Annotated in this window: 25 protein-coding genes and 1 tRNA gene; 19 read left to right on the top strand and 7 right to left on the bottom strand. The window is 63.1% G+C overall.

The features are described from left to right. The 17 genes from nuoH to NKI88_RS24880 all read left to right on the top strand — a co-directional run bounded on the left by nuoH (position 1) and on the right by NKI88_RS24880 (position 17,100). On the top strand, positions 1-1,044 hold the full coding sequence (nuoH, locus tag NKI88_RS24960) for an NADH-quinone oxidoreductase subunit NuoH (protein WP_023670815.1): 1,044 nt from the start codon (positions 1-3) through the stop codon (positions 1,042-1,044). Then, positions 1,044-1,301 carry a hypothetical protein gene (locus tag NKI88_RS24955; RefSeq protein ID WP_023670814.1) on the top strand — a complete coding sequence of 86 codons (258 nt, stop codon included), beginning with the start codon at positions 1,044-1,046 and terminating at the stop codon, positions 1,299-1,301. Before nuoH ends, NKI88_RS24955 begins: the two co-directional genes overlap by 1 nt. Then, on the top strand, positions 1,298-1,789 hold the full coding sequence (gene nuoI / locus NKI88_RS24950; protein WP_023670813.1) for an NADH-quinone oxidoreductase subunit NuoI: 492 nt from the start codon (positions 1,298-1,300) through the stop codon (positions 1,787-1,789). Before NKI88_RS24955 ends, nuoI begins: the two co-directional genes overlap by 4 nt. 123 nt (positions 1,790-1,912) lie before the next feature. Beyond that, positions 1,913-2,533 (top strand): NADH-quinone oxidoreductase subunit J, encoded by a 621-nt coding sequence (locus NKI88_RS24945; protein WP_023690957.1) that lies wholly within the window; start codon positions 1,913-1,915, stop codon positions 2,531-2,533. Between the two features lie 2 nt (positions 2,534-2,535). Beyond that, positions 2,536-2,796, top strand: coding sequence for a hypothetical protein (locus tag NKI88_RS24940; RefSeq protein ID WP_023670811.1), 261 nt, complete (start codon positions 2,536-2,538; stop codon positions 2,794-2,796). A 7-nt stretch (positions 2,797-2,803) separates the two neighbouring features. Further along, on the top strand, positions 2,804-3,112 hold the full coding sequence (gene nuoK / locus NKI88_RS24935; RefSeq protein ID WP_023670810.1) for an NADH-quinone oxidoreductase subunit NuoK: 309 nt from the start codon (positions 2,804-2,806) through the stop codon (positions 3,110-3,112). Positions 3,113-3,122: 10 nt separating this feature from the next. Next, a complete protein-coding gene (gene nuoL, locus NKI88_RS24930; RefSeq protein ID WP_352657965.1) occupies positions 3,123-5,096 on the top strand; it encodes an NADH-quinone oxidoreductase subunit L in 1,974 nt (657 codons plus the stop codon). Then, the gene (locus NKI88_RS24925) at positions 5,096-6,601 is read left to right on the top strand and encodes an NADH-quinone oxidoreductase subunit M (protein ID WP_023670808.1); all 1,506 of its coding nucleotides are present in this window, start codon (positions 5,096-5,098) and stop codon (positions 6,599-6,601) included. The genes nuoL and NKI88_RS24925 overlap by 1 nt, the downstream gene beginning before the upstream one ends. Before the next feature lie 18 nt (positions 6,602-6,619). Beyond that, the gene (gene nuoN, locus NKI88_RS24920) at positions 6,620-8,056 is read left to right on the top strand and encodes an NADH-quinone oxidoreductase subunit NuoN (RefSeq protein WP_023731229.1); all 1,437 of its coding nucleotides are present in this window, start codon (positions 6,620-6,622) and stop codon (positions 8,054-8,056) included. Between the two features lie 4 nt (positions 8,057-8,060). Next, entirely contained in the window at positions 8,061-8,882 is an 822-nt protein-coding gene (locus NKI88_RS24915; protein WP_023709242.1) for a biotin--[acetyl-CoA-carboxylase] ligase, read from the top strand. A 33-nt stretch (positions 8,883-8,915) separates the two neighbouring features. Then, positions 8,916-10,589: a ribonuclease J gene (locus NKI88_RS24910; RefSeq protein WP_352463138.1), complete on the top strand. Its 1,674-nt coding sequence runs from the start codon at positions 8,916-8,918 to the stop codon at positions 10,587-10,589. A 110-nt stretch (positions 10,590-10,699) separates the two neighbouring features. Then, the gene (gene mce / locus NKI88_RS24905; protein ID WP_023727689.1) at positions 10,700-11,104 is read left to right on the top strand and encodes a methylmalonyl-CoA epimerase; all 405 of its coding nucleotides are present in this window, start codon (positions 10,700-10,702) and stop codon (positions 11,102-11,104) included. After that, positions 11,101-11,385 (top strand): DUF1467 family protein, encoded by a 285-nt coding sequence (locus tag NKI88_RS24900; RefSeq protein WP_023670803.1) that lies wholly within the window; start codon positions 11,101-11,103, stop codon positions 11,383-11,385. Before mce ends, NKI88_RS24900 begins: the two co-directional genes overlap by 4 nt. Before the next feature lie 731 nt (positions 11,386-12,116). Beyond that, on the top strand, positions 12,117-13,445 hold the full coding sequence (gene proS, locus NKI88_RS24895) for a proline--tRNA ligase (RefSeq protein ID WP_023670802.1): 1,329 nt from the start codon (positions 12,117-12,119) through the stop codon (positions 13,443-13,445). Then, positions 13,442-14,773 (top strand): lipoprotein-releasing ABC transporter permease subunit, encoded by a 1,332-nt coding sequence (locus NKI88_RS24890; RefSeq protein WP_023731225.1) that lies wholly within the window; start codon positions 13,442-13,444, stop codon positions 14,771-14,773. The genes proS and NKI88_RS24890 overlap by 4 nt, the downstream gene beginning before the upstream one ends. Continuing rightward, positions 14,770-15,453 (top strand): ABC transporter ATP-binding protein, encoded by a 684-nt coding sequence (locus tag NKI88_RS24885; RefSeq protein ID WP_023685211.1) that lies wholly within the window; start codon positions 14,770-14,772, stop codon positions 15,451-15,453. Before NKI88_RS24890 ends, NKI88_RS24885 begins: the two co-directional genes overlap by 4 nt. Before the next feature lie 396 nt (positions 15,454-15,849). Further along, positions 15,850-17,100, top strand: a complete 1,251-nt coding sequence (locus NKI88_RS24880; RefSeq protein WP_352657960.1) for a site-2 protease family protein — start codon at positions 15,850-15,852, stop codon at positions 17,098-17,100. Positions 17,101-17,119: 19 nt separating this feature from the next. On the opposite strand, the gene lipB is transcribed toward NKI88_RS24880, so the two are convergent. Then, a complete protein-coding gene (lipB, locus tag NKI88_RS24875) occupies positions 17,120-17,863 on the bottom strand; it encodes a lipoyl(octanoyl) transferase LipB (protein WP_023670798.1) in 744 nt (247 codons plus the stop codon). Positions 17,864-18,201: 338 nt separating this feature from the next. Between lipB and NKI88_RS24870 the strand changes: the two genes are divergently transcribed. Beyond that, a tRNA-Leu gene (locus NKI88_RS24870) sits at positions 18,202-18,286 on the top strand. Positions 18,287-18,471: 185 nt separating this feature from the next. On the opposite strand, the gene NKI88_RS24865 is transcribed toward NKI88_RS24870, so the two are convergent. After that, the gene (locus NKI88_RS24865; RefSeq protein ID WP_352519642.1) at positions 18,472-18,705 is read right to left on the bottom strand and encodes a GcrA family cell cycle regulator; all 234 of its coding nucleotides are present in this window, start codon (positions 18,703-18,705) and stop codon (positions 18,472-18,474) included. A gap of 235 nt (positions 18,706-18,940) precedes the next feature. Continuing rightward, on the bottom strand, positions 18,941-20,020 hold the full coding sequence (locus NKI88_RS24860; RefSeq protein ID WP_352657956.1) for a sensor histidine kinase: 1,080 nt from the start codon (positions 20,018-20,020) through the stop codon (positions 18,941-18,943). Between the two features lie 401 nt (positions 20,021-20,421). On the opposite strand from NKI88_RS24860, the gene NKI88_RS24855 reads away from it, so the two are divergent. Beyond that, positions 20,422-21,354, top strand: coding sequence for a TauD/TfdA dioxygenase family protein (locus NKI88_RS24855; RefSeq protein WP_352460292.1), 933 nt, complete (start codon positions 20,422-20,424; stop codon positions 21,352-21,354). A gap of 27 nt (positions 21,355-21,381) precedes the next feature. Here the strand turns inward: NKI88_RS24855 and sucD are convergent, their stop codons facing one another. The 4 genes from sucD to NKI88_RS24835 are packed head-to-tail and all read right to left on the bottom strand — an operon-like array spanning position 21,382 to position 25,674. Beyond that, entirely contained in the window at positions 21,382-22,281 is a 900-nt protein-coding gene (sucD, locus tag NKI88_RS24850) for a succinate--CoA ligase subunit alpha (protein ID WP_352657953.1), read from the bottom strand. Between the two features lie 14 nt (positions 22,282-22,295). Then, positions 22,296-23,480 carry a malate--CoA ligase subunit beta gene (locus NKI88_RS24845; RefSeq protein ID WP_023827346.1) on the bottom strand — a complete coding sequence of 395 codons (1,185 nt, stop codon included), beginning with the start codon at positions 23,478-23,480 and terminating at the stop codon, positions 22,296-22,298. Positions 23,481-23,498: 18 nt separating this feature from the next. Then, the gene (locus NKI88_RS24840; protein WP_352657950.1) at positions 23,499-24,473 is read right to left on the bottom strand and encodes an HpcH/HpaI aldolase/citrate lyase family protein; all 975 of its coding nucleotides are present in this window, start codon (positions 24,471-24,473) and stop codon (positions 23,499-23,501) included. Between the two features lie 10 nt (positions 24,474-24,483). After that, positions 24,484-25,674 (bottom strand): aminotransferase class V-fold PLP-dependent enzyme, encoded by a 1,191-nt coding sequence (locus tag NKI88_RS24835; protein WP_352657947.1) that lies wholly within the window; start codon positions 25,672-25,674, stop codon positions 24,484-24,486.

The following is a 25,674-nucleotide window of genomic DNA, read 5'->3' as shown; positions in this document are numbered from 1 at the left end:
ATGGACACCTTCTTCTCCTTCTACGTGCTACCGACGCTGATCATCCTTTTGAAGTCGGTCGTGCTGATCGTCGTTTTGCTGATCGGGGTCGCCTATCTGCTGTACGCCGACCGCAAGATCTGGGCGGCGGTGCAATTGCGCCGCGGCCCGAACGTCGTCGGCCCGTGGGGCACGCTGCAGGCTTTCGCCGATCTGCTGAAATTCGTCTTCAAGGAACCGGTCATTCCGTCCGGCGCCAACAAGGGCGTGTTCCTGCTGGCGCCGCTGGTGTCGGCCGTGCTGGCAATCTCAGCCTGGGCGGTCATTCCCGTCAATGCGGGCTGGGGGATCGCCAACGTCAATGTCGGCATCCTCTACGTCTTCGCCATCTCCTCGCTCGAGGTCTATGGCGTGATCATGGGCGGCTGGGCGTCCAACTCGAAATACCCGTTCCTCGGCGCGCTGCGCTCGGCGGCGCAGATGGTGTCCTACGAAGTCTCGATCGGCTTCGTCATCGTCACCGTGCTGCTCTGCGTCGGCTCGCTCAACCTGTCGGACATCGTGCTGTCGCAGCAGGACGGTCTGGGCACCAAGCTTGGCCTGCCCAACAGCTTCCTCGACTGGCACTGGCTGGCGCTGTTCCCGATGTTCGTCATTTTCTTCATCTCGGCGCTGGCCGAGACCAACCGCCCGCCCTTCGACCTGGTGGAAGCCGAGTCGGAACTCGTCGCCGGCCACATGGTCGAATACTCCTCGACGCCGTTCCTGTTGTTCTTCCTCGGCGAATATGTCGCCGTGGTGATGATGTGCGCGCTGGCCACCATCCTGTTCCTCGGCGGCTGGCTGCCGCCCTTCGACTTCGCCCCCTTCACCTGGGTGCCCGGCGTGATCTGGTTCGTGCTCAAGATCTGCCTGATGTTCTTCATGTTCTCCATGGTGAAGGCCTTCGTGCCGCGCTACCGATACGACCAGCTGATGCGGCTCGGCTGGAAAGTATTTTTGCCGATCTCGCTGTTCATGGTCGTTGCCACCGCGGCCTTCCTCAAGATCACGGGGATGGCGTGATGGGCGATTTCACCCTTGGTTTTTTGGGAGCAGTTGCCGGCGTAGTCGTGGCGTTGTTCGGCAATCTGGTCGTGCTTCCTTACGTCTTGCGGCAACAGGAACAAAGGTTGGCAGCAAACTACCGAGCCCCGGTGTTTAGCTGGGACAAGCAGAAATTGGCTGCTCTGACGACACTTGCTTACCGTTTCCTGATGCCTGTTTTGTTTGGGTTTGTCGGCGCCATCGCTGCAATACAGATTTTTGGGGGTGCCGAATGAGTGCGCTTGCTCAAGCCGCAAAATCGCTGCTGCTGCAGGATTTCGTCAGCGCCTTCTTCCTGTCGATGCGCCAGTTCTTCGCGCCGAAGGAGACGATCAACTATCCGCACGAAAAGGGGCCGATCAGCCCGCGCTTCCGGGGCGAGCATGCTTTGCGCCGTTACCCCAATGGCGAAGAGCGCTGCATCGCCTGCAAATTGTGCGAAGCGATCTGTCCGGCGCAGGCGATCACCATCGAGGCCGGCCCGCGCCGCAATGACGGCACGCGCCGCACCGTGCGCTACGACATCGACATGGTGAAGTGCATCTATTGCGGCTTCTGCCAGGAAGCCTGCCCGGTCGACGCTATCGTCGAGGGGCCGAATTTCGAGTTCGCGACGGAGACGCGCGAAGAGCTTTACTACGACAAGGACAGGCTGCTGGCGAATGGCGACCGCTGGGAGCGCGAACTGGCGCGCAACATCTCGCTGGACTCGCCCTACCGCTGACATTTGACGCATGGACGGGGCGAGGGGCCTCGTCTAAGGACAACGCAACTTGCCGGCCGGAGGCGGTCGCAGAAATCAAACAGGACGGATGTCCTGTTTGGACAGGAACCCGGGGGATCCCCAATGCTGAGTGGACTAGAGGCGGCCTTTTTCTACCTCTTCGCCTTTGTCGCGGTGGCGTCGGCCTTCATGGTCATTTCGTCGCGCAACCCCGTGCATTCCGTGCTGTTCCTGATCCTGACCTTCTTTAACGCCGCCGGCCTGTTCATGCTGACCGGCGCCGAGTTCCTGGCGATGATCCTGCTCGTCGTCTATGTCGGCGCGGTCATGGTGCTGTTCCTGTTCGTCGTCATGATGCTCGATGTCGACTTCGCCGAGATGAAGGAAGGCGCCCTGCAATATGCGCCGATCGGCGCGCTGGTCGGGCTGATCCTGGCGGCCGAGCTGATCGTGGTGCTCGGCGGCTACACCTTCGCGCCGCAACTGGCCTCGACGGTCTCCAAACCCATCCCGGATCTTGCCGCGCGGACAAACACCGCAGCACTCGGCGACATCCTCTATACGGACTACCTCTACTACTTCCAGATTTCGGGCCTCATCCTGCTAGTCGCCATGATCGGCGCCATCGTCCTGACGCTGCGCCACAAGGAAGGGGTCAAGCGGCAGTCGATCGCCGCCCAGGTCGGCCGCACGCCGGCGACAGGCATGGAAATCCGCAAGGTCAAGTCGGGCGAGGGGCTCTGACGATGTTCGGTCGTTTGAAGAAAAAATACTGGGGAGAGCAGGTTGCCTCTTGGCGGGTTGATTCGACTGAAAAGGCCTGGGTATTCGTCTGGAATCGCGACGGGAATCTTACGCTGAACATCAAGAGCGAAGATTTCACATACGTTCAGGGGGCAGGCCGGAATGATGCAACAGTTATCTTCGAGCCTTCTGCCATAGACAGCCTTTTGGACGCCATCGTATCCGCGCGTTCAATGATTCAACAAATGCCGGGAAAGGTTTGATCTGGCCATGGTCGTCGGCATCGCACATTACCTGACCGTATCGGCGATCTTGTTCACGCTGGGCGTGTTCGGCATCTTCCTGAACCGCAGGAACATCATCGTCATCCTGATGTCGATCGAGCTGATCCTTTTGGCGGTCAACATCAATTTCGTTGCCTTCTCGGCGGCATTGGGCGATCTCGTCGGCCAGGTGTTTGCCCTGTTCGTGCTGACGGTCGCCGCCGCCGAAGCGGCCATCGGTCTTGCCATTCTCGTCGTCTTCTTCCGCAACCGCGGCTCGATCGCGGTCGAAGACGTGAACCAGATGAAGGGTTGACGGGGCTAACATGTATCAAGCGATCGTCTTCCTTCCGCTGCTCGGCTTCCTGATCGTCGGTCTGTTCGGCAATTCGCTGGGCGCCAAGGCATCGGAATACATCACCTCGGGCTTCCTGGTGATCTCGGCCGTGCTGTCCTGGGTCGCCTTCTTCTCCGTCGGCTTCGGCGAGGGCGAGGTGTTCACCGTGCCGGTGCTGCGCTGGATCCAGTCGGGCGGGCTCGACGCGTCCTGGGCGCTCAGGATCGACACGCTGACGGTGGTCATGCTGGTGGTGGTCAACACGGTGTCGGCGCTGGTCCACATCTATTCGATCGGCTACATGCACCACGATCCGAACCGGCCGCGCTTCTTCGCCTATCTGTCATTGTTCACCTTCGCCATGCTGATGCTGGTGACGGCGGACAACCTCGTGCAGATGTTCTTCGGCTGGGAAGGGGTGGGTCTCGCCTCCTATTTGCTGATCGGCTTCTGGTACAAGAAGCCGTCGGCCAATGCTGCTGCCATCAAGGCCTTCGTCGTCAACCGCGTCGGCGATTTTGGCTTCGCGCTCGGCATTTTCGGCGTCTTCGTTTTGTTCGGCTCGGTCAATCTCGGCACCATCTTCGCCAATGCCGCGACGTTCATTCCGGCTGAAGGCGCCCCACAAGGCGCGGCCGTGCTGACCTTCCTCGGCTACGCGCTGGACAAGCAGGCAGCCATGACCATCGTCTGCCTGCTGCTGTTCATGGGCGCTATGGGCAAGTCGGCGCAGGTGCCGCTGCACACCTGGCTGCCGGACGCGATGGAGGGCCCGACCCCGGTCTCGGCACTGATCCATGCCGCCACCATGGTGACGGCCGGCGTGTTCATGCTGGCGCGGCTGTCGCCGCTGTTCGAACTGTCGCATTCGGCGCTGACCGTGGTGACCTTCATCGGCGCCTTCACCGCCTTCTTCGCGGCGACCGTCGGCCTGGTCCAGAACGACATCAAGCGCGTCATCGCCTATTCGACCTGCTCGCAGCTCGGCTACATGTTCGTGGCGCTCGGCGTCGGCGCCTATGGCGCGGCGATTTTCCATCTGTTCACGCACGCCTTCTTCAAGGCGCTGCTGTTCCTGGGCTCGGGCTCGGTCATCCATGCCGTCTCCGACGAGCAGGACATGCGCAAGATGGGCGGCCTGCGGAAGCTCATTCCGAAGACCTACTGGATGATGGTGATCGGCACGCTGGCGCTGACCGGCGTCGGCATTCCGGTGACCGTCATCGGCACCGCCGGCTTCTTCTCCAAGGATGCCATCATCGAGGCTGCCTTTGCCGGCCACAATTCGGTCGCCGGCCTCGCTTTTGTCCTGCTGGTCATCGCCGCCTGCTTCACCTCCTTCTACTCCTGGCGGCTGATCTTCATGACCTTCCACGGCGAGCCGCGGGCGAGCCACGACGTCATGCACCATGTCCATGAATCGCCGCCGGTGATGCTGGTGCCACTGTTCATCCTGGCCGCGGGCGCGCTGTTTGCCGGCGTTATCTTTCATGGCGCCTTCATCGGCGAAGCCTATGCCGAATTCTGGAACGCGTCGCTGTTCACGCTGCCGGACAACCACATCCTGCACGAGATCCATGAATTGCCGCTGTGGGTCGAGCTGGCACCGTTCGTCGCCATGATCATCGGCTTTGCCGTCGCCTGGAAGTTCTACATCCGCTCGCCGGAACTGCCCCGGAGCGTCGCCGCCAACCATCGGCTGCTCTATGCCTTCCTGCTCAACAAATGGTACTTTGACGAGCTCTACGACGTCCTGTTCGTGCGGCCGGCAAAGGCGCTGGGCAGGTTCTTGTGGAAGACCGGCGACGGCACCATCATCGACGGGCTCGGCCCTGACGGCATTTCGGCGCGTGTCGTCGACGTCACCGACCGCGTCGTCAAGCTACAGACCGGCTATCTCTATCACTATGCCTTCGCCATGCTGATCGGCGTGGCCGCACTCGTCACCTGGATGATGCTCTGATGACCGCCTGGCCAATCCTCTCGCTGGTCACCTTCCTGCCGCTTGTAGGTGTGCTGCTGATCCTGTTCATCAGGGATGACAGCCCCAATGCGCGTCGCAACATCCGCGCCATCGCGTTCACGACGACAGCGGCCACCTTCATCATCTCGCTGTTCATCTGGACCGGCTTCGACAATTCGCAAGCCGGCTTCCAGTTCGTCGAGAAGTTTGCCTGGTTGGATTCCGGCATCTCCTACCATATGGGCGTCGACGGCATTTCGATGCTGTTCGTCATCCTGACGACGTTCCTCATGCCGCTCTGCATCCTGGCGTCGTGGGAAGCGATCGACAAGCGCGTCAAGGCCTACATGATTGCCTTCCTGCTCTTGGAAACGCTGATGATCGGCGTGTTCTGCGCGCTCGACATCGTGCTGTTCTACGTCTTCTTCGAGGCCGGCCTGATCCCGATGTTCATCATCATCGGCGTCTGGGGCGGCAAGCGCCGCGTCTATGCCTCGTTCAAGTTCTTCCTCTACACGTTGGCCGGCTCGGTGCTGATGCTGCTCGCCATCATGGCGATGTTCTTCCAGGCGGGCACCACCGACATCCCGACGCTGCTGACCCACAACTTCCCGGCCCACATGCAGACATGGCTATTTCTGGCCTTCTTCGCCTCCTTCGCGGTGAAGATGCCGATGTGGCCGGTGCACACCTGGCTGCCCGATGCGCACGTCGAAGCGCCGACGGCGGGCTCGGTGATCCTGGCGGGCATACTGTTGAAAATGGGCGGGTACGGCTTCCTGCGCTTCTCCCTGCCGATGTTCCCGCTGGCGTCGGAAATGTTCGCGCCGCTGGTGTTTACGCTGTCGGTCGTCGCCATCATCTACACCTCGCTGGTGGCGCTGATGCAGGAGGACATGAAGAAGCTGATCGCCTATTCCTCCGTCGCCCATATGGGCTTCGTCACCATGGGCATCTTCGCCATGAACCAGGAAGGCGTGCAGGGCGCGATCTTCCAGATGCTGAGCCACGGCCTCGTCTCGGGCGCGCTGTTCCTGTGCGTCGGCGTCATTTACGACCGCATGCACACGCGCGAGATCGACGCCTATGGCGGCTTGGTCAACAACATGCCGAAATACGCCACGGTGTTCCTGATCTTCACCATGGCCAATGTCGGCTTGCCGGGCACGTCAGGTTTCGTCGGCGAGTTCCTGACCATGCTCGGCGTGTTCCGGGTCAACACCTGGGTGGCTTTCTTCGCCGCCACCGGCGTCATCCTGTCGGCGGCCTACGCGCTCTGGCTCTACCGCCGGGTGATCTTCGGCGCGCTGACCAAGGAAAGCCTGAAGGGCCTGCTCGATCTGTCGACGCGCGAGAAGGCAATCATCTACCCGCTGGTCGTGCTGGTCATCTTCTTCGGCGTTTATCCCGCTCCCGTCTTCGATGCCACGGCCCAGTCGGTCAAGGCGCTCGTCACCAATGTCACCGCATCCATCGGCGCCGCGCAGACCGCGGCGGCGAACTGACCAGAGGTTTTGCGAACCATGACGCCGGACCTTTACTCCAGCCTTTCGCTCTCGACGCCGGAGCTGATCCTCGCCATCGGCGCGCTGGCGCTGTTGATGGTCGGCGCCTATTCGCGCGCCAACACTGCCATTCTGGTGACCGGCCTTGCCGTCGCCGTGCTGGTGATCGCAGGCCTATGGCTGATCTTTCCCACGGGGCAGGGGAGCGCCTACGGCAACGCCTTCATCCAGGATCCGTTCTCCCGCTTCATGAAGGTGCTGTCGCTGATCGGTTCGGCGGTGACGCTGGTGATGTCGATGCGCTTCGCCAGGCAGGAGCATTTCGACAAGTTCGAATACCCGGTGCTGATCCTGCTCTGCACGCTCGGTATGATGCTGATGATCTCGGCCAACGGCATGATCGGGCTCTATCTCGGCCTCGAGCTGCAGTCGCTGGCGATTTACGTGCTGGCCGCGATCAATCGCGACAATCTGCGTTCGACCGAGGCCGGTTTGAAGTATTTTGTGCTGGGCGCGCTGTCGTCGGGCATGCTGCTTTACGGCATCAGCCTCATTTACGGCTACACTGGCAATGTCGGCTTCCAGGAAATCGCCTCGGCGCTTGGCAGCGGTGAGCGCCAGCTCGGCCTCGTCGTCGGCCTGGTTTTCGTTTTGGCCGGCCTTGCCTTCAAGATTTCCGCGGTGCCGTTCCACATGTGGACGCCCGATGTCTACGAGGGCGCGCCGACGCCGGTCACCGCCTTCCTGGCGGCTGCCCCCAAAATGGCGGCAATGGCGCTGATCGTGCGCGTCACCATGGGCGCCTTCAAGCCGATCGCTTCCGACTGGCAGCAGATCATCGTCTTCATCTCGATCGCCTCGATGGCGCTCGGCTCCTTCGCCGCGATCGGCCAAACCAACATCAAGCGGCTGATGGCGTACTCCTCGATCGGCCATATGGGCTACGCGCTGGTCGGCCTAGCCGCCAACAGCCAGGCCGGCGTGCGCGGCGTCGCCATCTACATGCTGATCTATCTCGTCATGACGCTCGGCACCTTCGCCTTCATCCTCGCCATGCGGCGCAAGGAAGGCAATGTCGAGCAGATCAGCGATCTCGCCGGTCTGTCGTCGACCAACCCGATCATGGCGACGATCCTGACCATCCTGATGTTCTCGCTGGCCGGCATCCCGCCGCTCGCCGGTTTCTGGGGGAAATGGTACGTGTTCCTCGCCGCCATCAACGCCAATCTCTATGCGCTGGCGATCATCGGCGTGCTGGCCTCTGTGGTGGGCGCTTTCTACTATCTGCGGATCATCAAGATCATGTGGTTCGACGAACCGGCCGGCGGCTTCGTGCCGATGGCGGTTGAGCTGCGCCTCGTGCTTGGTGTCTCCGGCGCTTTCGTGCTGTTCTATGTGCTGATCGGCGGGCCGATCGCGACCTACGCCGAAGCCGCCGCCAAGACATTTTTCTGAACGGATGGCATTTCGGCTGGCTCCGACCTCTGAGACGGAAGGGTTCCGGCTCGAGGCCCATGACAGCGTGGGTTCCACCAACACGCTGGCGCTGGACCATGCAAGGGCAGGCGATCCCGGCAAATTGTGGGTCGTTTCCAAGAAGCAGGAAAGCGGCCGTGGCCGCCGCGGCAGGGCCTGGGTATCGCCCGAGGGCAATCTGGCGGCGACATTGCTGGTCATCACCGGCGGTGAGTTGCGTCTGGCGGCGACGCTGGGCTTCGTCGCCGGCCTGTCGCTGGCCGATGCGCTCGACGCCGTGGTGCCGAAGGGCAGGATCGCTATCGGCCTCGACGGCGCCAGCCAGGGGCAGAATCGCTTCGAGCTGAAATGGCCGAACGATGTGCTGGCCTCCGGCGCCAAGCTGGCCGGCATCCTGCTGGAATCGGCCATTCTCGATGGCGGCCGTTTCGCGGTGGCGGTGGGCATCGGCGTCAATGTGGTGGCGCATCCGCCGGATTTGCCGTATCCGGCGACATCGCTTCAGGCGCTGGGCGCGACATGCGACGCCGAAACGCTGTTCTTGGCGCTGTCTGATGCCTGGACCGACAATGCCCGGCTGTGGGATGACGGACGCGGGCTCGACGCCATCCGGCGTCGCTGGCTATCGCGCGCGGCGGGGCTTGGCGGCGAGGTTGCTGTCAGGATTGACGGGAATGTGGTGCGCGGTACCTTCGAAACCATTGACGCGGACTGCCGTTTCGTGATCCGCGATGATGAGGGGTCGGTCGTGACGGTAGCCGCCGGCGACGTGCATTTCGGCGCCGTCGCGTCGGCAAAGATTTAGGGGCTGGCCGCAAGGGCCGGGAAGGGAAAATTGATGGCGAAAGCGCAAAACGCCGAACTCGTCTTCGTGCCGCTCGGCGGCGTCGGCGAGATCGGCATGAACTTCGCCCTTTACGGCTATGGGCCGCCTAGCGCGCGCGAGTGGATCGTCGTCGATGTCGGCGTGACTTTTCCCGATGCGGCGCATCCTGGCGTCGACCTGATCCTGCCCGATACGCGCTTCATCGAGGAGAACCTCGCCGGCCTGCGCGGCATCATCATCACCCACGCGCATGAAGACCATTACGGGGCGCTGCTCGACATCTGGCCGAAGCTGAAGGCGCCGGTGTGGATGACACCGTTCAGCGCCGGACTGCTGGACGCCAAGCGCCAGGGCGAGCAGGGCGCGCCGAAGAAAATTCCGGTGACGATCTACCGGGCAGGCGAAACATTCACTGTCGGCCCGTTCTCGATCGAGGCCATTCCGGTGGCGCACTCGATCCCCGAGCCGATGTCGCTGGCGATCACCTCGCCGGCCGGCACCGTCATCCATACCGGCGACTGGAAGATCGATCCGGAACCGACGATCGGTCCGAAAACCGACGAGGCGCGGTTTCGCGCCTATGGCGACAAGGGCGTTCTGGCGCTGGTCTGCGATTCCACCAATGCGCTGCGCGAAGGCGAATCGCCGTCGGAAGTGGCGGTGGGCGAAGGCCTCAGGGGCGTCATCCAGAGCGCTGTCGGCCGTGTCGCCGTCACCACCTTCTCTTCCAATGTCGGGCGCATCGTCTCGATCGCCAAGGCGGCGCGCGATGCCGGCCGCCAGTGCCTGGTGTTGGGCCGCTCGCTGAAGCGGGTCATCGATGTCGCCGGCGAGCTCGGCTACATGGACGGGCTGCCGGAGTTCATCGCCGAAGAGGATTTCGGCTTCATCCCGCGCGAGAACCTCGTCATCATCTGCACCGGCAGCCAGGGCGAGGCGCTGGCGGCACTGGCAAAACTTTCGCGCGACGAGATGAAATCGGTGTCGCTGACGGCCGGCGACACGGTGGTGTTTTCCTCACGCACCATTCCCGGCAACGAGAAGGCGATCCTCGAGATCAAGAACCGCCTCATCGACCTCGGCATCAAGATCATCGAGGATGGCGACGCGCTTGTGCATGTCTCCGGCCATCCCCGCCGCAGCGAATTGCGCAGGATGTATGAGTGGGTGCGGCCGCAGATCGGCGTTCCCGTGCATGGCGAAGCCGCGCATCTGGTGGCGCAGGGGTCGCTGATGTCGACCTCCGGCATCGGCCAGGTGGCGCAGGTGCGCGACGGCGACATGCTGCGGCTGGCGCCGGGTCCGGCCACGATCATCGACCAGGTGCCGTTCGGCCGCATCTACAAGGACGGCAGGCTGATCGGCACCGACCAGGCGATGGGCATACGCGACCGGCGCAAGCTATCCTTCGCCGGCCATGTCGCGGTCAATGTCGTGCTCGACGATAAATATGAGCTCGCCGGCGATCCCGATCTGGTCGCCATCGGCGTCGCCGAGGCCGATGCCCGTGGCGAAAACATGGAAGATCTGATGCTCGACGCGGCCGTCGGCGCGGTCGACTCGATCCCTCGCCAGCGCCGCAAGGACCTCGATCTGGTGCAGGAAGCGGTGCGCCCCGCCGGGCGCGGCGCCGCCAACGAGGCCTGGGGCAAGAAGCCGCTGGTGACGGTGTTTGTGACGAGGTAGTGGATGGTGAATAGTGAATAGTGAATAGTGAATAGTGAATAGTGAAGGGTCGACGTGCTGCGCTGATCGAGATTGGTATTCACCATTCACCCACTAGCCACGGAGCATCGATGCTCGGACGCCTGAACCATGTAGCGCTTGCCGTGCCGGACCTGGCCGCGGCGATTGCGGCCTATCGCGATACGCTTGGCGCGAAGGTCACCGCGCCGCAAGCGCTGCCCGAGCATGGCGTTACCGTGGTGTTCGTCGATGTCGGCAACACCAAGATCGAACTCCTGGAGCCGCTGGGCGAACGGTCGCCGATCGCGGCCTTTCTGGCGAAGAACCCCTCGGGTGGCATGCATCATGTCTGCTACGAAGTCGACGACATCCTTGCCGCGCGCGATCACCTCAAAGCAAGCGGCGCCCGCGTGCTGGGCGACGGCAATCCCAAAACCGGCGCTCACGGCAAGCCGGTGCTGTTCCTGCACCCCAAGGACTTCTTCGGCACGCTGGTCGAACTGGAGCAGGCATGAGCTGGATTTCGTTTGCCGCGCTGTTCTTCATCACCTGGTGGCTGATGCTGTTCATCGTGCTGCCGTTCAGCGTCAAGACGCAGGATGACGACCAGGACGTGACGCTGGGCACGGTTGCGAGCGCGCCGCGCGGACCGCATATGCTGCGCGCCGTGATCCGCACCACCATCGTCACGGCTGTCGTCATGGGGGTTTTCTACAGCCTGACGCACGGGCTGGGCTACAGCCTCGACGAAGTCCCGCACATCATCCCCGAAGCCAGCCAGGCACCTGCTAACTAACCACTTTCCCGCCGACAGATCGGCTGGGGTGTTCGTGCCTGTTTTCGGAGCGCCAAACTCAGGTTTTGTCTCGCCAGCCTGCGATGCACAATCGGCGGCCAGGCATGGCCGACCCGCATTAGAATCACGACTGGGCATCAGGCTGACGCAAGCTCACGTGATTTGGGAACAGGTTGATCTAACCAGATGATCGGGCAAAAAAAATGCAAGGCACAAGGCCTTGCAATTTAAACGCGTTCCGATCTGTTTTCCGGTTTCCGGCGGCAGCGGGTAACCGCGCCTAGATCGCATCCTCCCAAGACTTTGACCGCGTAGGAGAGCAGATTTTTCTCCACCCTCTCGGTTATCGGGGCACACTAGCCTAACCCTGATGAAATTGTCACGCAGAATTTTGCCCGCAATCGGGCAATCTGTGCTGCAGTGCACAATAGTGCGGCAGGCTTTGCTTGCGAAACGAACAACACCGGGGCTGCCGCCTTAATCTGGTCAGGTGTGCCGCGTCGCCCGGACGCGCAAAGCGTGTGTGAGCACTTCGGAGTCAGGGTCATCATTTTGCATCAAAAGCATTATCGTTTTCGGTGAGAAGGTCTTTGGAAGAAGAATCGATTTTTGCGATTTCGGACCGATGCGGCCGGTCGGGTTTCCATTCCGTCACGAAATAGCTATGAAGCCGGGGCAAGCAAGCCAGCCGCGCCGATTCCGGCGCAGCCTCCTCTCTCACGGACCTGTCCATGCGTTTGTCGCAGTTTTTCCTGCCCATCCTGAAAGAAAATCCGCGCGAGGCCGAGATCGTCTCGCACCGGCTGATGCTGCGTGCCGGCATGATCCGCCAGCAGGGGCAGGGCAGCTTTTCCTGGCTGCCGCTAGGCAAGCTGGTGCTCGACAAGGTCTGCCGCATCATCCGCGAGGAGCAGAACCGCGCCGGCGCTCTGGAAATCCTGATGCCGACCATCCAGTCGGCCGATCTGTGGCGCGAAAGCGGCCGCTATGACGATTACGGCAAGGAGATGCTGCGCATCAAGGACCGGCAGGACCGCGACATGCTCTACGGTCCGACCAATGAGGAAGTGGTCACCGAGATCGTGCGCGCCTACGTCAAGTCGTACAAGGATTTGCCGCTAAACCTCTACCACATCCAGTGGAAGTTCCGCGACGAGGTGCGTCCGCGCTTTGGCGTCATGCGTTCACGCGAATTCCTGATGAAGGACGCCTATTCCTTCGACCTCGATTTCGAGGGCGCGAAGGCCGCCTATAACCGCATGTTCGTATCCTATCTCCGAACGTTCACGCGCATGGGGCTGCAGGCCATTCCGATGCGGGCCGACACCGGGCCGATCGGCGGCGATCTCAGCCATGAATTCATCATCCTGGCCGACACCGGCGAGAGCCAGGTCTATTGCGACCGCGAATATCTGTCGCTCCAGGTGCCCGGCGAGAAAACCGACTTCGGCAATGACGGCGAGATCGCCGACATCGTCAAAACGTGGACGACGCCTTACGCCGCCACCGACGAGATGCATGACGAGGCGGCCTGGGACAAGCTTGGCGAAGCCGACCGGGTCTCGGCACGCGGCATCGAGGTCGGCCACATCTTTCATTTCGGCGACAAATATTCCAAGCCCATGGGCGCCAAGGTGACCGGGCCCGACGGCAAGGATCATTTCGTTTCCGGCGGCTCCTACGGTATCGGTCCGTCGCGGCTGGTGGCAGCGATCATCGAGGCCAGCCATGACGATAACGGCATCATCTGGCCGGAAGCGGTGACGCCGTTCGACATCGGCCTGATCAACATGAAGGCCGGCGACGCCGAGTGCGACCGCGTCTGCGGCGAGCTCTACGCCGCCTTCACCAGCGCCGGCAAGGATGTGCTTTACGACGACACCGACCAGCGGCCGGGCGGCAAGTTCGCCACCGCAGACCTGATCGGCCTGCCCTGGCAGGTGATCGTCGGGCCGCGCGGCGTGGCCGCCGGCGAGATCGAGATCAAGAACCGCCGGACCGGCGAGCGCGAGACGCTGCCGGTCGCGGAGGCCAGGAAACGCTTCGGTGCAACCGCATGAGCGAAGCCGCGGCAGCGAAGTCTTCGGTAGCCCAGTCTCCGGTTGGCAAGTCTCCGGTCGCCAAATCTCCGGTCGCCGGCCCGTTCTCCATGTTCGAACGCATGGTCGCCTGGCGTTATTTGCGGTCGCGCCGCAAGGAGACGGTGATCTCGGTCATCGCCTCGATCTCCTTCCTCGGCATCATGCTAGGCGTCGCCACGCTGATCGTCGTCATGGCTGTCATGAACGGGTTTCGAGCCGAACTTCTGACCCGCATCCTCGGCGTCAACGGCCATCTGATCGTGCAGCCGCTGGATTCGCCGCTTGAGGACTATGCGCAGGTCGCAGCCCGCATCAACGGCGTGGCCGGCGTCAAATACGCGATCCCGCTGATCGACGGCCAGGTGCTGGCGCAAGGCAATGTCGGCGGCGGCATGGGCGCGCTGGTGCGCGGCATACGCGCCGAGGATCTCGGCAAGATCGCCATCGTCGCCAAAAACGTCAAACAAGGCACGCTTGACGGTTTCGACTCCGGCGAGGGCGTCGCCATCGGCAAGCGTATGGCGGAGAATCTCGGCCTTGTGCTTGGCGACACCATCACGCTGATATCGCCGGATGGCGACGTCACGCCGATGGGCACGACGCCGCGGCTGAAGGGCTACAAGGTGGCGGCGATCTTCGAGGTCGGCATGTCGGAATATGACAGCTCCATCGTCTACATGCCGTTTTCCGAAGCGCAGCTCTATTTCAACATGGACGGCAGGGCGCAGACGATCGAGATCTATGTCGACAATCCCGATAATGTCGACGCGCTGAAACCGCTGGTCGATGCGGCGGCGCAACGGCCGATCGACATGGTCGACTGGCGCCAGCGCAACGAGACGTTCTTTTCAGCACTGCAGGTCGAGCGCAACGTCATGTTCATGATCCTGACGCTGATCGTGCTGGTGGCGGCGCTCAACATCATCTCCGGCCTGATCATGCTGGTGAAGGACAAGGGCCACGATATCGCCATCCTGCGCACAATGGGCGCCTCGCGCGGCGCCATCCTGCGCATCTTCCTGATGACGGGCGCTGCGATCGGCGTAACCGGCACGCTCGCCGGCGTGCTGCTCGGGGTGCTCATCTGCACCAACATCGAATCGATCCGCCAGTTCTTCTCCTGGATGACCGGCAAGGTGCTGTTCAATCCGGAACTCTATTTCCTCAGCCAACTGCCGGCAAAGATGGACCCACGCGAGACCACCTACGTCATCCTGATGGCGCTCGGCCTGTCCTTCCTTGCAACCGTGTTTCCGGCATGGCGCGCCGCACGGCTCGATCCGGTCGAGGCCTTGAGATACGAATGAAGTCCGAGATCATTATCGAGCTGAAGAGCGTCGAGCGGCACTATGTCCAGGGGCCGCGCAAGCTCACCATTTTGAACGGCGCCGACTTTTCGCTGAAGCGCGGCGAGATGGTGGCGCTGGTGGCGCCGTCGGGCACCGGCAAGTCGACGCTGCTGCACACGGCGGGCCTGCTCGAGCGCCCCGACGCCGGTGACGTCATTCTGGCCGGCCGCGCCTGCGGACGGCTCTCCGACGACGAACGCACGGCAATCCGCCGCAACGATGTCGGCTTCGTCTATCAGTTCCATCATCTGCTGCCGGAGTTTTCGGCACTGGAAAACATCATGATGCCGCAGCTGATCAAAGGGCTTTCGCGCAAGGAGGCGTCGGAGCGCGCAGCACAGCTGCTCGACTATATGCAGATTGGCAAGCGCGCGTCGCACCGGCCGTCGGAGCTGTCCGGCGGCGAACAGCAGCGCGTCGCCATTGCTCGCGCGGTCGCAAATGCGCCCTTGCTGCTTTTGGCCGACGAGCCGACCGGCAATCTCGACCCGGTCACCGCGTCCTATGTCTTCGAGGCGCTTGGCGCGCTGGTCAAGCAGTCCGGCCTTGCCGCGCTGATCGCCACCCACAATCACGAGCTCGCCTCGCGCATGGACCGCCGGGTGACGCTGGCGGACGGCAAGGTCGTTCCGTTGTAGGCCCCAACTGGTGCGTGTCGGCCGATCGCAAAGGCATGCGATGCGCCCTCCGTCAGCACTGCCGTCACCCCGTCAACCTTTCCTTAACCCTGCCCAAACCGGCTGTCAGGATTTGTCGGCATGCCGCTTTCCGCTCATTGACTTTCGAACAAAGTTAGAACAAAATACGAACATAGCAACAACAGGAGAGAGTTATGAGCGATCTTGTTCAGGACGTCGTTTCGTTGGTGTGCATGAGTGCGTTTCTGGTTTCCATGGCCGTCTGGATCGGCGCCATGTGATGCAACTGCTGTTCGCCGCAGTGTTTTAGGCGGGCAGGAGGGCGTTGTGCCGTTAAGCCTTTCTTGCCGCCGTGCCGCTAGGGTGCCCTGCCAAATACAGGGAGCAAAACCTCAGGTGTCGCCGGTCGTGACGGCCCTTCTCGTGGCCGGTAATCTCGGATTGATTTTCCTTTTGATGACCGCGCCGCTCGGTTTGCGCACGGTGAGGCTCAGCCGCGTGGTCGCAATGGACCGGCAGCGCCTCTGGCAGGCGCTGTGGCCGCTCGGCAGTGATGCCGGCTGGTCCGGCGAGATACTCTCGGCCCAGCCGCTGGACGGGCAGGGCACGACCCGCATCCTGCTGTCCTGGGAAGGCCGCGACGGCCAGCCGATCGAGCGCGGGTCGCGCTTCGAGGACGTCGTCGAAGGCAGTCGTTTTTCGATGCGGGTCATCGAGGATACCGCGCTCGACGCGTCGTTCTGGAAGGATTTTTACGAGACCACTGAACTCACCTCGGAAGGTGCCGGCACGCGGGTGACGCTCAGCCAGACCGATCGCTATCGCGGCGTCGCCTTCCTGGTGTTCCGCTACTTCGCCATGCGCCGCGAGCTCGGCAAGCTGGAGGTCTGGGCGAGGACCGGACAATATCGCAAGGGCGGCTGGTTCGAGCATCCGCTGAGCCAGGTCGGTTTCGCCGTTCTTTCGGCTTTCATCCTGTGGCCGTTCTTCGGGCTCAATCTCGGCGGCCTGGCGCTGGCCGCGATCCTGACCTCGGTGGTCGCCCTGCATGAGCTCGGCCACATGGCGGCCTTTCGGCTGACCGGTCATCGCAAGGCGCGGATGATCTTTATCCCGCTGCTCGGCGGCCTCGCCATTGGTGGCCGGCCTTATGACAGCCGCTTCGAGGTCGCCTTCGTGGCGCTGATGGGCGCCGGCTTTTCCGCGTTCCTGGTTCCGCTGCTGATCGTCGCCAGCGGGCTCGCGTCCGGCGAGGGACATCGGCTTGCCGCGGCCCTTCTGGCGACGCTTGCCGGCTTTGCCGCATTGTTCAACATCGCCAATCTGGTGCCGGTGTGGAAATTCGACGGCGGTCAGGTGCTGCGCCAGATCTGCCCGGGGCCGGTCGCCCTGGCGCTCGCCTCGTTTTCCCTGCTCTCGGCCTTGCTATGGCTTGGCTGGCTGGCCGGCTTTTCCCAAAGCTTTCTGCTGGTGGCGGGCGCCGTCTTTGCCATCCTCAGCCTGATGACAGTGGGTAGCGGGGTAAAACCGCGCCACGAATTGAAGCCGATCCGCATCTTCGACCGTTTCGCCATGGCCGGCGCGCTGCTGGCCGTCTTCGCCATTCACGGTTTCGGGCTGTTGTGGGCCTCGGCGCGGTTGCTTTGAGCGTTGGTCGAGGCGAGACTCAGCCGGCCTTGCGAGCCGGTTCTGCAGAAGTTGACTCCGCTGCCCCGAAAACATCCTCGAAGGCGGATTTCAGCGCCAGGTCGAAATCGCCCATGGTCACGGGCAGGCCGAGGTCGACGAGGCTGGTGACGCCGTGATCCGGCACGCCGCATGGCACGATGCCGCTGAAATGGCTGAGATCCGGCTCGACATTGACGGCAATGCCATGAAAGCTCACCCAGCGCCGCAGCCGGATGCCGATGGCCGCGATCTTGTCTTCAGCCGGCGAGCCGTCGGGCAGGGACGGGCGCTCGGGCCGCACCACCCAGACTCCGACGCGGTCCTCGCGGCGTTCGCCGCGCACATTGAAGGCGGCAAGCGTGCCGATGATCCACTGCTCGAGCGCGGCGACGAAGGCGCGCACATCCTCGCGCCGGCGCTTCAGGTCAAGCATGACATAGGCAACCCGCTGCCCCGGCCCGTGATAGGTGTATTCGCCGCCTCGCCCCGCGGCAAAGACCGGGAAACGGTCGGGGTCGATCAAGTCCTCGATGCGGGCGCTGGTGCCGGCGGTGTAAAGCGGCGGATGCTCGACCAGCCAGACCATCTCGGCGGCCGCACCCGTGCGGATCGCCTCGGCGCGCGCTTCCATCAGGGCCAGCGCATCGGTGTAGCCGGTCAGGCCGGGCTCGATGCGCCATTCGACCGGCGCCGAACCCGGCAAGGGCAGGAACGACGTGGCGATCTGGCTGCGTTCGGTCATGGCTTTTTCGTTTTTCGCGTGACGCACGCCGGCTTGGCGAAACCGGCTTGCGCTCTGGGGCCAAATGCATTTGCCCTTCATATGGCGGTATCCGGCTGAAACGTCCAGTTCGCCACGCATTTCGGCCTTCGCGCACGACCCCGAAGATAGGAACGATCTTCGGAAAGGATCATGCGCCAAATCAAAGTGCTGCAGCGTCCTTTGCGCGTCCCACAGGACGCGCGGCGCTGTAGAGGCCGATATGCCAATTTGCGGCGATTATTGCGCGCCGCGCCCTTGTTTCGCCGGAAACGATTTGCTACACGCCGCGAGCCGGTTCGTTCCGGCTCCTACCACGGGCGGTCGTGGCGGAATTGGTAGACGCGCAGCGTTGAGGTCGCTGTGGGGCAACCCGTGGAAGTTCGAGTCTTCTCGACCGCACCATAATTTTTCGGCCATTGAAATCATTGCGGCTTCTCAGGCCGTCGACGCCAAATCATCGCCTTTGGCGCTTGAACCGGCCGCAGCAGAGTTGCAACAAGAGGTCGCAGAGCCGCACGCGAACGCCGCTTGGCTCGCGCTGCCAGCCTCCTGCACCGGGCGGGGCAGGGGGCGGCTTTGTGGGTGACCTAAGCGGCGCGTCGTTGCGTGAAATGGAGACCCGGACGGGCTCGACGAGGGTCAACGGCCGTCACGACGGTGTGGTGGTGATCGCAGTAGACGCGATCCGGCGACGTCGGCCCGGCACAAAAACGGTAGCCACCGGGTACCGAGCGGTCTTCGCTCACCGGGAAGCGGCACTGGTTGAGGCCTAGCTGAATGAGGGGGACGTCTCTAGACGCTGGTCTGATATTTTCACGCATGATGGTTTTCAGTTTCCTGGTTCATAGCCATTGCCGGCTGACGGCCGCGGTGCGACCCGCCGGAGCGAGCTTCTCTCGTTTTGGAGGGCTGTGGACCACATATGGTGCTGATCGCACCGTCAAAGAAGCCCGGCGCCCCGCTTCTGCAGCCAAATCGTTTGCGACTTAAGGCCACACCCGCGAGCGCCCGAAGCACCTGTCCGGCCGGGATTTGCCGGCCCGCCGTTGCATAGCCTCAGTCCGTCGCCGCCGATCGCTTGAAGACGATGGTGACCCTGGTTCCCTCGCCGGCACTCGACTTGACGTCGAATTGCGCCTTGGCATTTTCGGTCAGCGACCGCGCGATCAGGGAGCCGAGCTTGCCGGGCCTGGGCCAGGTCTCACCTGTCGGCAGACCGATCCCATCATCGGCGACAGTCACCCGGCAACCATCGCCGCTGACGACGCTGTGCAGCGTGATCGTGCCGCCATCGCGCCCGACGAATGCATGCTTGAGAGCGTTGGTCAGCAACTCATTGACGACCAGGCCTGTCGGCATGGCAACGTTGATGGATACCGGATAGGTATCCACCTTAAGGTCGAGGCGGATACCTTCGACTGCGTGCGACGCCATGACGGCGGACGCGATCTGGCTAAGATACACGCCAAGATCCACCTCATCCTTCTGCTGGTCAGCCGACAAGGTCTGGTAAAGGATTGCCAATGCGTCTACCCGGCCGGCAAGCCTTTCGAAACGCTTCTGGTCCGGTTCGGTGGCGTTGCGGGTTTCCATCCGGATCAAAGCGGTGATCATCTGCAGATTGTTTTTCACCCGGTGCTGCAGTTCGCGCAACAGGGTGTCCTTCTCCCGGATGAGCTCCTCCGCGGGTCGCGCGTCCTCGGTCTCGCCGTGTGCCGTGACGTCGACAAGCGCCACCAGCCGGAAGCAGAGCTTGCCGTTGTCGTCCTCGATAACGTTGGAATAAACGTCGACGATTGCCGGCTTGTCCTCGCCGCGCTCAAGACGAAATGTGCCGACGAAATCGGTGTCTTCAACGACAGCCTCGGCGAGCGGCCTGTCCTTCTGCCGATGAAGCCCCCTGCCGGAAAGGGCCGCCCAGTTTTCCCGCGCAAGCTTCGGCGCCTTGAGGTCCGAGAGCTTCTCGAATTCGGGATTGGCGTAGACGACACGCTCCTTCGCGAACAATTCCGAGACGGCGATCGCGATCGGCATCTGGTCGAGAAATTTCTTGAACTGGTCGCTTTCCAGCGCGGTGGCAAGGTCAGGCGTATCAAGCAATTGCTCGACAGCGTCAGCCTTTTCGGAGTCTGTCATCTCGGGGCCTGCGTGATGCGTGGAAGCCATCAATATCAGGCATGCAATTCACCCGCCATCTCCAATATCGAAGGGGATACGACGGTGTCACTACTGGTGCGGGCCGCGTCGCGCAGCGCTCCACCGCCTGCCGCTCACGAGCGAACTGAACAGAAGGCATTTTTCTCAGGGCGGCCGAACTTTGAAAAGAAATGTCTATGGAATTTGTAGAATTACGCTTTGAATGGGATCTCGGTACTGCTCGCAAGCCTTGGCGGCCTTCGCCTCCTGAGTTGAGATCAGTGCTCTCGTTACCAAGCAAGTCGGCTCCCGATGAGGGAGTTGCTCCGCCGATCGCTGTGCGGCCGGCAGACGGCGGAGCATTGCCACCAGCCCCGCGGCTTTAGAGGACAGAGGTTCCCATGACCAGACTTACCCCCGTAGAGCAGATCATCCCGGATGCCGATATTGTCCCGCTTACCGGACGCGTCGGCGCAGAGATCAGGAACATTCGGCTCTCCGGCGACCTGCCGCAGCAGACGGTCGCGGCGATCAACCAGATCCTGTTGCGGCACAAGGTGGTGTTCTTCCGCGACCAGGCGCATCTCGACGATGCCGGGCAGGAGCGCTTTGCCCAGCGTCTCGGCGACCTCGTCCCGCATCCGACCCAAGGTCCCGTCAAGGGAACGGCGTCCATTCTCGAACTCGATTCCAGCCGTGGCGGCGGTCGCGCCGACCAATGGCATACCGATGTCACCTTCGTCGACGCCTATCCGAAATTCTCCGTTCTTCGCGGCGTCGTCATACCGCCGGCCGGCGGCGACACCATCTGGTCGAACACCGCGGCCGCCTACCAGGACCTGCCCGAGCCGTTGAAGCTGCTGGCCGACAATCTCTGGGCGGTGCACAGCAACGCCTACGATTACGCCGCGGTGCGGCCGCGTGCGAGTGCTGCGGAAAAGAAGCACTTCGAGGAAATCTTCACCTCGACGATCTACGAGACCGAGCATCCCGTCGTCCGCGTCCATCCCGAAACAGGCGAGCGCACGCTGCTGCTCGGCAATTTCGTGCAACGGCTGATCGGCCTTTCCAAAAGCGATTCGGCGAAGCTTTACGAGGTTTTCCAGTCCTATGTCACCGCGCCGGAGAACACCGTGCGCTGGCGCTGGAAGGCCGGCGATGTGGCGATCTGGGACAACCGCGCGACGCAGCACTACGCCGTCAACGACTATGGCGACCAGCACCGGGTGGTGCGTCGCGCCACGGTCGACGGCGACGTTCCGGTCAGCGTCGACGGCCGCCGCAGCGCCACCCGCACCAAGGTCGCGAAGCCGGCAGCCGACAAGGCGGCATGAGGCGCGGTCGAACGCGAAGGCCGCTGTTCAGGCGGCCTTCTTCCTACGTGACAGCGTCTCTGCAACCACCTCACCAAACGACGACGGCGTCGGCACGATGATCACCCCGGCGTCCTTTAGAATCTCGACCTTTTCCTGCGCCGATTCGCCGAAGGCCGAGATGATGGCGCCGGCGTGGCCCATGCGGCGGCCTTTGGGGGCGGAAAGGCCGGCGATGTAGGCGATCAGCGGCTTCCTCATATTGTCGCGCGCCCAGATCGCCGCTTCGGCTTCCTGCGGTCCGCCGATCTCGCCGATCATCACCACGGCGTCGGTGTCGTCATCCTGTTCGAACAGTTTCAGCATGTCCTTGAAGGACGAGCCGTTGATCGGGTCGCCGCCGATGCCGACGCTGGTCGAGACACCGATGCCGAGCGACTTCATCTGCGACGCCGCCTCGTAGCCCAGGGTTCCCGAGCGGCCGACAATGCCGACGCGGCCGGGGAGGTAGATGCTGCCGGGCATGATGCCCATCAGCGCCTGTCCGGGCGTGATGACGCCGGCGCAGTTCGGGCCGATCAGCCGCATGCGGTCCTCGTAGCGGTAGCGCAGCATGTAGCGCTTGACCTGCATCATGTCCTGCGACGGGATGCCGTCGGTGATGCAGACGCAGAGTTTAATGCCGGCGTCCGCCGCTTCCATGATCGCATCGGCGGCAAAGGGCGGCGGCACGAAGACGATGCTGGCCTCGGCGCGGGTCTCGCGCACCGCGCCCTTGACAGTGTTGAAGACAGGCAGGCCGAGATGCTTCTGGCCGCCTTTGCCGGGGGTGACGCCGCCGACCAGCTTGGTGCCATAGCGTTTCATGTCGTCGGCATGGAAGCTGCCGATCTTGCCGGTGAACCCCTGGACGATGACGCGGGTGCTGCGGTTGAGCAGGATTGCCATTTTCTCGACCTCCCTCAGGCTGCTTTTTTCTTGGTGGCCGCGCGCCATGCGGCGACGGCTTTTTCGGCGGCTTCTGCAAGCGTGTCGGCAACGATCACCGCCTCGCCGGAATCAGCCAGGATGCGGCGGCCTTCCTCGGCCCTGGTGCCGGAGAGACGGACCACCAGCGGCACGTTGACGCCGACCTCGCGGATCGCCTTGATGACGCCTTCGGCGACCCAGTCGCAGCGGTTGATGCCGGCGAAGATGTTGACCAGGATGGTCTCGACATTCTTGTCGCCGAGCACGGCGCGGAAGGATTTCGCCACCCGCTCGGGCGAGGCGCCGCCACCGATGTCGAGGAAGTTGGCCGGTTCGCCGCCGGCGATCTTGATCATGTCCATGGTCGCCATGGCGAGCCCTGCGCCATTGATGATGCAGCCGATGTTGCCGTCGAGGCCGACATAGGAGAGGCCGCGATCGCTGGCGAAGGTTTCGCGCGGATCTTCCTGGCTTTTGTCGCGCAGCTCGGAGATTTCCGGCCGTCGGAACAACGCGTTCTCGTCGAACGACATCTTGGCGTCGAGCGCGATCAAATTGCCGTCGCGGGTCACCACCAGCGGATTGATCTCCAGCATCGAGGCGTCGTAGTCGCGAAACACCTGGTAGCAGCTGAAGATGGTCTCGGTCGCCTTGCCGATCAGATTGTGGTCGAGGCCGAGCCCGAAGGCGATCTCGCGGGCCTGGAAACGCTGCATGCCGACACCGGGATCGACCGATGTGCGCAGGATGGAGTTCGGCGCCTTCTCGACGATGTCCTCGATCTCCATGCCGCCGGCAGCGGACGCCACGATCATGACGCGCTCTTCCTTGCGGTCGAGAACGAAGCCGACATAGAGCTCCTGCGCGATATCGACGGCTTCCTCGAGATACAGGCGCGAAATCAGCTTGCCGCGCGGGCCGGTCTGCTGGGTCACCAGCTTGCGGCCGAGCATGGCTTCGGCAGCGTTGGAGATCTCCTCGTCATTGGCGCAGAGCTTGATGCCGCCGGCCTTGCCGCGGGCGCCGGAATGCACCTGCGCCTTCAAGACCCATTTGGCGCCGCCGATCTCGCGCGCCCTGTAGGTCGCCTGCTCGGGGCTGTAGGCCAGCCCGCCGCGCGGCACATGCACGCCGTGGCGTGCCAGCAGTTCCTTGGCCTGATATTCGTGGATGTCCATTTTGTCCTCCCTGAACGGTCAATGCGCGGCGACACGCGGCTCGCTAGAGAATTGGCTGGCCCGTTCGATTGCCTCGTTGACCACCAAAACATTGCGCGCCATGCGTTCCGACGCTGCGTCGATCATCTTGCCGTCGAGTGCGGCTGCTCCCTTGCCCTGCGCCTCCGCCTCCTTCAGCACTTCGAGGATGCGCCGGGCGCGGGTGACCTCTTTTTCCGATGGAGAGAAGACGTCGTTGGCAAGCGCGATCTGCGAGGGGTGGATCGCCCACTTGCCTTCGATACCCAGCGCCGCCGCGCGTCTGGCGCCGGCGACGTAGCCCTCCGGATCGGAGAAGTCGCCGAAAGGCCCGTCAATGGCGCGCAGGCCATAGGCCCGGCAGGCGACGGTCATCCGCGACAGAGCGAAATGCCACTGATCGCCGGGATAGTCGGGGTTGAGGCCGCCGATGTTGACCGTGCGCGCCTTGCAGCTTGCCGCATAATCGGCGACGCCGAAATGCATGGCTTCCAGCCGGCCGGGTGTCGCGGCAATCGCCTCGACATTGGCCATGCCGAGCGCGGTCTCGATCAGCGCTTCGAGGCCGACGCGGGCCCTGAAACCCTTTGCCATCTCGATCTGGTTGACCATGGCCTCGACCATGTAGAGGTCAGCCGGCACGCCGACCTTCGGCACCAAAATGGTGTCCAGCCGGTCACCGGCCTGTTCCATGACGTCGACCACGTCGCGATACATGTAATGGGTGTCGAGGCCGTTGATGCGCACCGAGACGGTCTTGCCCTTGGCGCGCCAGTCGATGTCGTTGAGCGCCTGGATGATGTTCTTGCGGGCGCGTTCCTTGTCGGGCGGGGCGACCGCATCCTCGATGTCGAGGAAGATGAAGTCGGCGGCGCTGTTGGCCGCCTTGTCGATCATTTCCGGGCTGGAGCCTGGAACCGCCAGCTCGCTGCGCTGCAGCCGTAATTTCTTGAGGTGGTTGATGGTGTGGCTCATTGTCGGCTCCTCAGGCGGCTTCGGCGACCGGCACGGCGGCCGAGGCGCGGAAGTGCTGGATGGCGGCGCCGACGCCGGCGCCGGGCGCCAGCCGTACGCCGCAGTCGAGCAGCGCCATTTCGGCGGCCGAGAGCGAGGCCAGCACCATCACCTCGTTCAGCCAGCCGAGATGGCCGATGCGGAAGACCTTGCCGATCACCTTGTTGAGGCCGCCGCCGAGCGAGGTCTGGTATTTCTGGTAGGCGCGCTTGACCACATCGCCGCTGTCGACGCCGTCCGGCACCAGGATGGCGCTGACGGTGTCGGAGTGCCATTTAGGCGTCTTGGCGCAGAGCTTCAGGCCCCAGGCGTCGACCGCCTTGCGCACGCCTTCGGCGAGGCGATGGTGGCGGGCGAAGATGTTTTCCAGCCCTTCCTCGGCGATCAGGTCGAGCGAGGCGCGCAGGCCGCGCAGCAGCTGCGTAGCCGGCGTATAGGGGAAGTAGCCGGCATCGTTGGCGCGGATCATATCTTCGAAGGAGAAGAAACAGCGGCGGTGGGTGGCGCTCCGCGAGGCCACCAGCGCTTTCTTGCTGACGGAGAGGAAACCGAGGCCGGCGGGCAGCATGAAACCCTTCTGCGAGCCGCTAACCGCGCAATCGACGCCCCATTCCTCCTGGCGAAAGTCGATCGAGCCGATCGACGAGACGCCGTCGACGAAGAGCAAAGCAGGGTGGTTGGCGTCATCGAGCGCGGCGCGGCAGCCGGCGACGTCGCTGGTCACGCCGGTCGCGGTCTCGTTTTGGGTGCAGAAGACTGCCTTGATGCGGTGCGCCTTGTCGGCCCTGAGCCGCTCGGCATAGAGCTCGAGCGGCACGCCGGTTCCCCATTCGCAGTCGATGACATCGACCTCGAAGCCGAGCCGTTCGGCCATGTCGACCCACAGATGCGAGAACTGGCCGAAGCGCGACATCAGCACGCGGTCACCGGGGCTGAGCACATTGGTCATCGCCGCTTCCCAGGCGCCGGTGCCGGAGGAGGGGTAGATGAAAACGCGGCCGGTCTCGTTCTTGAACACCGTCTTGATGTCTTCGAACAGCGGTAGCGTGAGATCCGGGAAGGACGCGGCGCGCATGTCCTCCATAGGCAGGTTCATCGCCCGCCGGACCTGTTCGGGAATGTTGGTCGGTCCGGGAATGAAAAGATGGATGAAACCGGCCAT

The sequence above is a fragment of the Mesorhizobium sp. M0317 genome, from assembly GCF_040321555.1.
Classification (GTDB): domain Bacteria; phylum Pseudomonadota; class Alphaproteobacteria; order Rhizobiales; family Rhizobiaceae; genus Mesorhizobium.
The sequence above is the reverse complement of the archived record's forward strand: the minus strand, read 5'-3'. Positions and strand labels throughout refer to the sequence as shown.

Coding starts and splice junctions, on each gene's coding strand:
- NKI88_RS24890 (WP_023731225.1), top strand. CDS start 13,442: ATGAGCGAAGCCGCGGCAGCGAAGTCTTCGGTAGCCCAGTCTCCGGTT.
- nuoN (WP_023731229.1), top strand. CDS start 6,620: ATGACGCCGGACCTTTACTCCAGCCTTTCGCTCTCGACGCCGGAGCTG.
- NKI88_RS24900 (WP_023670803.1), top strand. CDS start 11,101: ATGAGCTGGATTTCGTTTGCCGCGCTGTTCTTCATCACCTGGTGGCTG.
- proS (WP_023670802.1), top strand. CDS start 12,117: ATGCGTTTGTCGCAGTTTTTCCTGCCCATCCTGAAAGAAAATCCGCGC.
- NKI88_RS24940 (WP_023670811.1), top strand. CDS start 2,536: ATGTTCGGTCGTTTGAAGAAAAAATACTGGGGAGAGCAGGTTGCCTCT.
- nuoH (WP_023670815.1), top strand. CDS start 1: ATGGACACCTTCTTCTCCTTCTACGTGCTACCGACGCTGATCATCCTT.
- NKI88_RS24910 (WP_352463138.1), top strand. CDS start 8,916: ATGGCGAAAGCGCAAAACGCCGAACTCGTCTTCGTGCCGCTCGGCGGC.
- sucD (WP_352657953.1), bottom strand. CDS start 22,281: ATGGCAATCCTGCTCAACCGCAGCACCCGCGTCATCGTCCAGGGGTTC.
- NKI88_RS24955 (WP_023670814.1), top strand. CDS start 1,044: ATGGGCGATTTCACCCTTGGTTTTTTGGGAGCAGTTGCCGGCGTAGTC.
- NKI88_RS24925 (WP_023670808.1), top strand. CDS start 5,096: ATGACCGCCTGGCCAATCCTCTCGCTGGTCACCTTCCTGCCGCTTGTA.
- NKI88_RS24915 (WP_023709242.1), top strand. CDS start 8,061: ATGGCATTTCGGCTGGCTCCGACCTCTGAGACGGAAGGGTTCCGGCTC.
- mce (WP_023727689.1), top strand. CDS start 10,700: ATGCTCGGACGCCTGAACCATGTAGCGCTTGCCGTGCCGGACCTGGCC.
- nuoK (WP_023670810.1), top strand. CDS start 2,804: ATGGTCGTCGGCATCGCACATTACCTGACCGTATCGGCGATCTTGTTC.
- NKI88_RS24865 (WP_352519642.1), bottom strand. CDS start 18,705: ATGCGTGAAAATATCAGACCAGCGTCTAGAGACGTCCCCCTCATTCAG.
- NKI88_RS24835 (WP_352657947.1), bottom strand. CDS start 25,674: ATGGCCGGTTTCATCCATCTTTTCATTCCCGGACCGACCAACATTCCC.
- NKI88_RS24840 (WP_352657950.1), bottom strand. CDS start 24,473: ATGAGCCACACCATCAACCACCTCAAGAAATTACGGCTGCAGCGCAGC.
- NKI88_RS24885 (WP_023685211.1), top strand. CDS start 14,770: ATGAAGTCCGAGATCATTATCGAGCTGAAGAGCGTCGAGCGGCACTAT.
- lipB (WP_023670798.1), bottom strand. CDS start 17,863: ATGACCGAACGCAGCCAGATCGCCACGTCGTTCCTGCCCTTGCCGGGT.
- NKI88_RS24945 (WP_023690957.1), top strand. CDS start 1,913: ATGCTGAGTGGACTAGAGGCGGCCTTTTTCTACCTCTTCGCCTTTGTC.
- NKI88_RS24860 (WP_352657956.1), bottom strand. CDS start 20,020: ATGACAGACTCCGAAAAGGCTGACGCTGTCGAGCAATTGCTTGATACG.
- NKI88_RS24845 (WP_023827346.1), bottom strand. CDS start 23,480: ATGGACATCCACGAATATCAGGCCAAGGAACTGCTGGCACGCCACGGC.
- nuoL (WP_352657965.1), top strand. CDS start 3,123: ATGTATCAAGCGATCGTCTTCCTTCCGCTGCTCGGCTTCCTGATCGTC.
- nuoI (WP_023670813.1), top strand. CDS start 1,298: ATGAGTGCGCTTGCTCAAGCCGCAAAATCGCTGCTGCTGCAGGATTTC.
- NKI88_RS24855 (WP_352460292.1), top strand. CDS start 20,422: ATGACCAGACTTACCCCCGTAGAGCAGATCATCCCGGATGCCGATATT.